General features: G+C 76.3%; 8 protein-coding genes. All 8 read left to right on the top strand.

The genetic code is table 11. The features are described from left to right. A partial coding sequence (locus MCAG_RS33205; RefSeq protein WP_369751290.1) for an acetyl-CoA carboxylase biotin carboxylase subunit family protein occupies positions 1-528 on the top strand: 528 nt, incomplete at its 5' end. Beyond that, positions 525-1,169, top strand: a complete 645-nt coding sequence (locus MCAG_RS33200; protein ID WP_050777813.1) for an ATP-grasp domain-containing protein — start codon at positions 525-527, stop codon at positions 1,167-1,169. The genes MCAG_RS33205 and MCAG_RS33200, both read left to right, overlap by 4 nt. Then, positions 1,166-2,017, top strand: a complete 852-nt coding sequence (locus tag MCAG_RS01410) for a Rossmann-like domain-containing protein (RefSeq protein WP_007071214.1) — start codon at positions 1,166-1,168, stop codon at positions 2,015-2,017. The genes MCAG_RS33200 and MCAG_RS01410 overlap by 4 nt, the downstream gene beginning before the upstream one ends. Beyond that, positions 2,014-3,087 carry a PLP-dependent cysteine synthase family protein gene (locus MCAG_RS01405; RefSeq protein ID WP_036371869.1) on the top strand — a complete coding sequence of 358 codons (1,074 nt, stop codon included), beginning with the start codon at positions 2,014-2,016 and terminating at the stop codon, positions 3,085-3,087. The genes MCAG_RS01410 and MCAG_RS01405 overlap by 4 nt, the downstream gene beginning before the upstream one ends. Next, positions 3,084-3,767: an enolase C-terminal domain-like protein gene (locus MCAG_RS35555; RefSeq protein ID WP_007071212.1), complete on the top strand. Its 684-nt coding sequence runs from the start codon at positions 3,084-3,086 to the stop codon at positions 3,765-3,767. The genes MCAG_RS01405 and MCAG_RS35555 overlap by 4 nt, the downstream gene beginning before the upstream one ends. A gap of 2 nt (positions 3,768-3,769) precedes the next feature. Continuing rightward, positions 3,770-4,168: an enolase C-terminal domain-like protein gene (locus tag MCAG_RS35550; RefSeq protein ID WP_255348972.1), complete on the top strand. Its 399-nt coding sequence runs from the start codon at positions 3,770-3,772 to the stop codon at positions 4,166-4,168. After that, positions 4,165-5,412: an MFS transporter gene (locus MCAG_RS01395; RefSeq protein WP_036371867.1), complete on the top strand. Its 1,248-nt coding sequence runs from the start codon at positions 4,165-4,167 to the stop codon at positions 5,410-5,412. Before MCAG_RS35550 ends, MCAG_RS01395 begins: the two co-directional genes overlap by 4 nt. Positions 5,413-5,438: 26 nt before the next feature. Beyond that, positions 5,439-6,239, top strand: a complete 801-nt coding sequence (locus MCAG_RS31680) for a bifunctional 2-polyprenyl-6-hydroxyphenol methylase/3-demethylubiquinol 3-O-methyltransferase UbiG (protein WP_036371865.1) — start codon at positions 5,439-5,441, stop codon at positions 6,237-6,239. The last annotated feature ends 185 nt before the right edge of the window (positions 6,240-6,424 follow it).

Raw genomic sequence — 6,424 nt, 5'->3', positions numbered from 1 at the left:
ACCACTACCTGCGGGCGGCGCCACCCGGCGGGTCCATCCGCTGCAACACACGCCGACAACGTGATCACCGCGGAGACCAACGACCCGCAGGCGCTCCTCGAGCACGTCGCCCGGCTGCACGCCGCCCTGCGCTTCGACGGGGTGCTCACCTCCTGCGACTACTACCTGCACACCGCCGCCGCGGTCGCCGCCCACCTCGGGTTGCCTGGGCCGGACCCCGAGGCGGTGCGCCGCGCGTACCGCAAGGACCTCGCCCGCGAGGCGATGCGCCAGGCGGGCCTGCCGGGGCCGGCGTTCGCGGTGACCGACGGCTGGGCGGCCACCGTCGCCGCCGCCGACCAGCTCGGCTACCCGCTGGTGGTCAAGCCGGTCGACCTGTGCGCCGGGATGTACGTGCGCGCCGTCGCCGACCCGGCGCAGCTACGAGTGGCGTACGACGCGCTGGCCGGCTTCGGTGGTCAACGCGCGCCGGCAGCCCCGGGCACCGCTGGTGCTGCTGGAGGGAGCTGCTCACCGGCCCCGAGGTGAGCGTCGAGACCGTGACCCGCGACGGCGTCACCACGGTCGTGGGGGTGACCGACAAGAGCCTCGCCGGCGCGCCCTCGTTCGTCGAGAGCGGACACATGTTCCCTGCCGACCTGCCCGCCGCCGACGCCCGCGCGGCGGCCGACACCGCCGTCGCCGCGCTCGGCGCCGTCGGCCTCACCCACGGTGTCGCCCACACCGAGCTGCGCCTGACCCCGGCCGGGCCCCGGGTGGTCGAGGTCAACCCCCGGCCCGCCGGCAACCAGATCACCGAACTGGTCCGCCGGGTCACCGGCGTCGACCTGCCGATGGCGTACGCGCGGCTCGCCCTCGGCGAGCGCCCCGACACCACGCCGGTCGACACCGGGGTACGCAGCGCCGCGATCGCGTTCCTGCTGCCGCCCCGGGCCGGCACCGTCGACGCGATCACCGGCACCGACCGGCTGGCCGGCGACCCGTGCGTGGTGGACTGGGCGGTCAAGCCCGCCGGGCACCACGCCGGCGAGGCCAACAGCAACAACACCTATCTCGGCCACGTCATGACCGTCGACACCGAGGGGCCGGGCGCGCGGGCGCGGGCCGAGGAGCTGATCGGCGCCCTCGACGTCCGGTACGTCGACCAGCTCGCCGGGGCCGCCGCGTGACCGCCCCGCCCGCCGGCCCCGCCGTCACCGGGCGAGCCCACGACAGCCTCGACGATCTGGTCGAGGCGGTCCTCGCCGGCCGGATCGGCCCCGACCCGGCGGAGGAACGGGTAAGCGTCGCGTTCGTCACCCGGCAGGGCGCGCGGCACCCCGGGCGCGCCCGCAGCTACCGCAACCACGTGCTCAGCCTGCGGGTCGGGGCCGCCGTCGGCTCCTGCGCCGTCGAGCCCGACGAGCTGCCCGACGACGTCGCGTACGACTGCGTGGGCACCACCGTGGCGCGGCTGCTGGCCCACCCCGCCGCGCCGGTGCGGGTCGCCGCGCTCGACGCGTACCTGATGGGGGTGCGCCCGCACGCGGACGCGGCGACCGACGTGGTGACCGTGCCCGCCGGCACGTCGCTGGCGAAGTCGGCCGCCCGCGCTGCCGCCGTGGTCGACCTGCTTCCCGCCGAGCCCGGACGGACCGTGCTGGTCGTCGGCGTGGTCAACTCCCTGCTCGACCGGCTGCGCCAGCGCGGCCTGCGCTACCTGCCGTGCGACCTGGCCGGCGGGCGCACCGAGTGGGACGAACCCTGCCTGCCCGACGCGGCGGCGCTGCTGAAGCGGTGCGACGCGATCCTCGCCTCCGGCATGACCTTGGGCAACGGCACCTTCGCGCCGCTGCTGCGGCACGCCCGGGCGACCGGCGTGCCGCTGGTGGCGTTCGCCCAGTCCGGCAGCGCGGTGCTGCCATGGTTCCTCGGCGCCGGGCTGACCGCCGTGTCGGCGGAGCCGTACCCGTTCTTCTGGCTCGACGGCGGTCCCACGCCGATCTACCGCTACCGCGCCGACCGGGAGGGCCGATGACCGCGCCGCAGTTGCTCGACCTGGTCGGCGGCACGCCGGTGGTCCTCGTGGACGCCCCACTGCCCCACCCGCAACCCGGCTTCCGGGCCAAGGTGGAGTGCCTGAGCCCCGGCGGGATGAAGGCCCGCGCCGCGGTGTCCATGCTGGCCGGCGCGCGTTCGAGGGGCGAGCTGGCCCCGGGGGCTCCGGTGGTGGAGTCCACCAGCGGCACCATGGGCATCGGCCTCGCCTTCGCCGGACAGGCCCTCGGTCACCCCGTGGTGCTGGTCGTCGACCGGGAGCTGGAGCCGTCCATGCGGGCGCTGCTGCGCGCCCACGGGGCCCGGCTGGAGATGGTGGACTCTCCGCACCCGGTCGGCGGCTGGCAGCAGGCCCGCCTCGACCGGCTGCGCCAGGTCCGGGCCGCGCTGCCCGGGGCGTACTGGCCCGACCAGTACCACAACCCCGACAACGCGGCGGGCTACGCCGGGCTCGCCGAGGAGATCGTCGCCCAGGTCGACGCCGTGGACACGCTGGTGTGCAGCGTCGGCACCGGCGGGCACAGCGCCGGCCTGGCCCGCGCGCTGCGCCGACACTGGCCCGGGCTGCGCCTGGTCGGCGTGGACACCGTCGGCTCCACCATCTTCGGCCAGCCCGCCCGCGCGCGGCTGATGCGCGGCCTCGGCAGCAGCATCCACCCCCGCAACGTCGACTACGCCGCCTTCGACGAGGTGCACTGGGTCGGCCCGGCCGAGGCCGTGGAGACCTGTCGGCGGCTGGCCCGGCACGCGTTCGTCACCGGCGGGTGGAGCACCGGCGCGACAGCCCGGGTCGCTGCCTGGGCGGCCCGGACCCAGCCCGGGGCGCGGGTCCTCGCCGTCTTCCCCGACGGGCCGCAACGCTACCTCGACTCCATCTTCGACGACGAGTACTGCGCGCTGCGGGGCCTGCTCGGCCCCACCCGGGGTCACCCCGTCGAGATATGCCACCCCCGGGCGGTGGAGGTGACCCGGTGGAGCCGGTGCCGCACCATCGTCGATCCGCAGCGCCGGCCCGTCGAGCCGGCCCGACCGCAGCAGGTGCCGGCATGAACCTCGACTGGCGGGTCTACCCGCTGCCGCTCGCCGAGCCGCTGCGCATCTCCCGATCCACCATGGCCCGCCGCGACGCCGTGGCCGTGCGCCTGACCCACGACGGCGTGACCGGCCACGGCGAGGTCGTCACCAGCGTGTACCAGCGCCTCGACCTGAGCCGCATCGGCGCGCTGCTGACCGCACTGCGCCCCCGGGTGACCGGGTACGCCGACCCGGAGGCGCTGCGCGCCGACCTGCCGGCGCTCGCTGCCGACCTGTCCGACGCGCCGGGGGTGCTGGGCGCGCTCGACGCCGCCGTACACGACCTCGTCGGGCGGCGCGCCGGGATCAGCGTGCAGCGGCTCGTCGACGCCCCCGCGCGGGCGACGGCCGCGACCGCGTACACGATCGGGCTGGGGCCGCCCGCCGCGGCAGCGGCCACCGCGCGGCGGCTGGTGGCGGCCGGCTTCACGGTGCTGAAGATCAAGGCCGGGGCGGGGAACGACGTCGCCCGGGTCGCCGCCGTGCGCGCCGCCGCCCCGGCGGCCCGGCTGCTGCTCGACCCCAACGGGGCGTGGACCGCCGAGCGAGCCGTCCGGCTGCTCGACGCCGTCGCCGCCTGCGACGTGGACGCCGTCGAGCAGCCTGTGCCGCCCGGCGACCCGGACGCGCTGGCCTGGATCGGGGGCGCGGGGTAGCGGTGCCCCGTTGTCGCCGACGAGGACGTCGCCCCCCGCCGCCGACGTGCACCGCCTCGCCGGAGCCGTCACCGGGATCAAACGTCAAACTCGCCAAGTGCGGCGGGGTGGCCGCCGCCCGCCGGCTGATCGACACCGCCGCCGGGTACGGCATGGACGTCATGCTCGGCTGCCTGGTCGCCAGCACCCTCGGCATCGCCCCGGCGCTGCACCTGGCCGGCCACGCCCGCTGGGTCGACCTCGACGGGCACCTGCTGCTCGCCGACGACCCGTGGACCGGCATCGGCGGTGCCGACGGCACGCTGCGTACCCCCGGCGGCCCCGGCCTCGGCGTGCGCCCGACGGTCGCGGACCCGGCCGCTCACCCGGCGCTGGCCGCTCAACCGGAGGTGCCGCAATGACCGCGACCTGGACCACGCTGCTCGGCTTCCCCCCGGCGATCCGGCTGCTGGTGGTCAACCAGCTCGGGGTCAACGTCGGCTTCTACATGTTGCTGCCCTACCTCGCCGGCTACCTCGCCGACGACCTCGGCCTGTCCGCCGCCGTGATCGGCCTGGTCCTGGGCGTGCGCAACCTCAGCCAGCAGGGCATGTTCCTGCTCGGCGGTTCCGCCTCCGACCGGCTCGGCGCGCGGGGGGTGATCATCGTCGGCTGCGCGCTGCGCGCCGTCGGGTTCGGCGTCTTCGCCGTCGGGGTGTCGCTGCCGGCGCTGCTGGCCGCCTCTGTGCTCTCCGGCCTGGCCGGCGCGCTGTTCAACCCGGCTGTGCGGGCCTACCTCGCCCAGGCCGCTCCGGACCGACGCGCCGAGGCGTTCGCGCTGTTCAACGTGTTCGCCAGCGTCGGGGCCCTGCTCGGGCCACTGATCGGCAGCGCGCTGCTGCTGGTCGACTTCCGGGCCGCCGCCCTGGCCGCGGCGGCGGTGTTCGCGGCGCTGACCGTGGCGCAGGCCCTGGTGCTGCCGACGCAGCCGGCCCGCTCCAGCGGGCAGAGCGTGCTGGGGGACTGGCGGGAATGCGTCACCGACCGCCGGTTCCTGGCCTTCACCCTCGCCCTCAGCGCGATGTTCGCCCTGCAGAACCAGCTCTACCTGGTGCTGCCCGTGCAGGCGGAGGAGGCCGGCGGGCATCCGCTCGCCGTCGCGGCGCTGTTCGTGATCTCCACGGTGGTGACCCTCGCCTGGCAGGTGCCGGTCACCCGCTGGCTGCAACGCCGTCTTGCCCGGGGCCCGGCCATCGCGCTCGGCCTGGCGGTCATGGGCGGGGGCTTCCTGCTGCCGCTCGCTCCGGTCGACGGCCCCGCCGGCCCCGTCCGGCTGGTGCCGGTGCTCGGCGCGGCCGTGCTGCTCGCCGGCGGGGTGATGATCGCGCAGCCGTTCGTGCTGGAGCTGATCCCGGCGTTCGCTCGCGACGGGCTGACCGGCACCTACTTCGGGCTGTTCTATTTGGTCTCCGGGGTGGTCGCGGCGGCCGGGACGACCGCCGTGGGACGGGCCATGGACGACGGATCCGGCACCGGGGTGCCGATGGTCGCGTGGCTGCTCTGCGCCGCGCTGGGGCTGGTCTCCGCGACGGCCGTCTGGCTGCTGCACCACCGACGCCAGCTCGACCCGGCGCCCGAGCCCGTCGCGTCGGCGGTGCCAGCGTGAGCGCGCAGCCGCGGACAGGGGGGCCGGTGAGCGCCGCCGGGGCCAACCTGCTCACCGACAACCCGGAGCTGTACGAGGCGCAGTTCCCCGACCCGGGGCACGCCGCCGCCGGCTTCGTCGACGACCTGCTGCGTCGCCACGCGCCCACCGGCCGCCGGCTGCTCGACGTCGGCTGCGGCACGGGCCGTGACGCCGGGCGGCTGGCGCAGCTCGGCTGGGCCGCCACCGGCATCGACACGTCGGCGGCGATGCTCGCCCACGCCCGCGGCCGGCACCCGCAGGCGCGGTTCGTGGCCGCCGACATGCGCGGCTTCGACCTCGGCACCCGGTTCGACGCGGTGACCTGCCTGGACAGCGCGATGCTGTACTGCCACACCAACGCCGACCTCACCGCGTTCCTGGCCCGGTGCCGGGCGCATCTGACCCCGGGTGGCCTGCTGCTGGCCGAGATGCGCAACGGTGCGTTCTTCCTCGGCAGCACCGAGCTGCTCGACGGCACGTCGGTGCGCACCGTGTCGTGGCGCGGCGTCGCGTACACCTCGCGTACCCGACTGTGGATCGACCACGCGGAGCAGCTACTGCGCCGGGAACGGATCTGGACCTGGCCGGGCGCGCCCGAGCCGTTGGCGCAGACCTCGGCCTGGCGGCTGCTGTTCCCCCAGGAACTACGGCACCTGCTCGACACCGCCGGCTTCGATGTGCTGACGTTGTTCGACGGGCCCGGCCCCCGCACCGAGCCGCCGTGGCGGCCCGACGCGTCGTTGTCCACGACGCTGCGCGGCGACCGGCTGCACCTGGTGGCCCGCCGCCGGCCCGACCCGACCTGATCCGCTGGCCGGCACCGTCGCCGGCCCGCCCTCACCCCCGCCGCGGCGGGCACGTCCCGACCTGCCCGCCGCGCCCCGGCCATCCCGCTTCCCCGAAGGGACACCCCATGACATCCGCCATCCCCACCCCCCGGCTGACCCGGCGCGGCCTGTTCGGCGGCGCCGCCGCCCTGTCGGCCACCCTG

This window comes from Micromonospora sp. ATCC 39149, from assembly GCF_000158815.1.
In the GTDB taxonomy this organism is placed as follows: domain Bacteria; phylum Actinomycetota; class Actinomycetes; order Mycobacteriales; family Micromonosporaceae; genus Micromonospora.
Note: the sequence above shows the minus strand (reverse complement) of the source record. Positions and strands in the feature narration are given on the sequence as shown.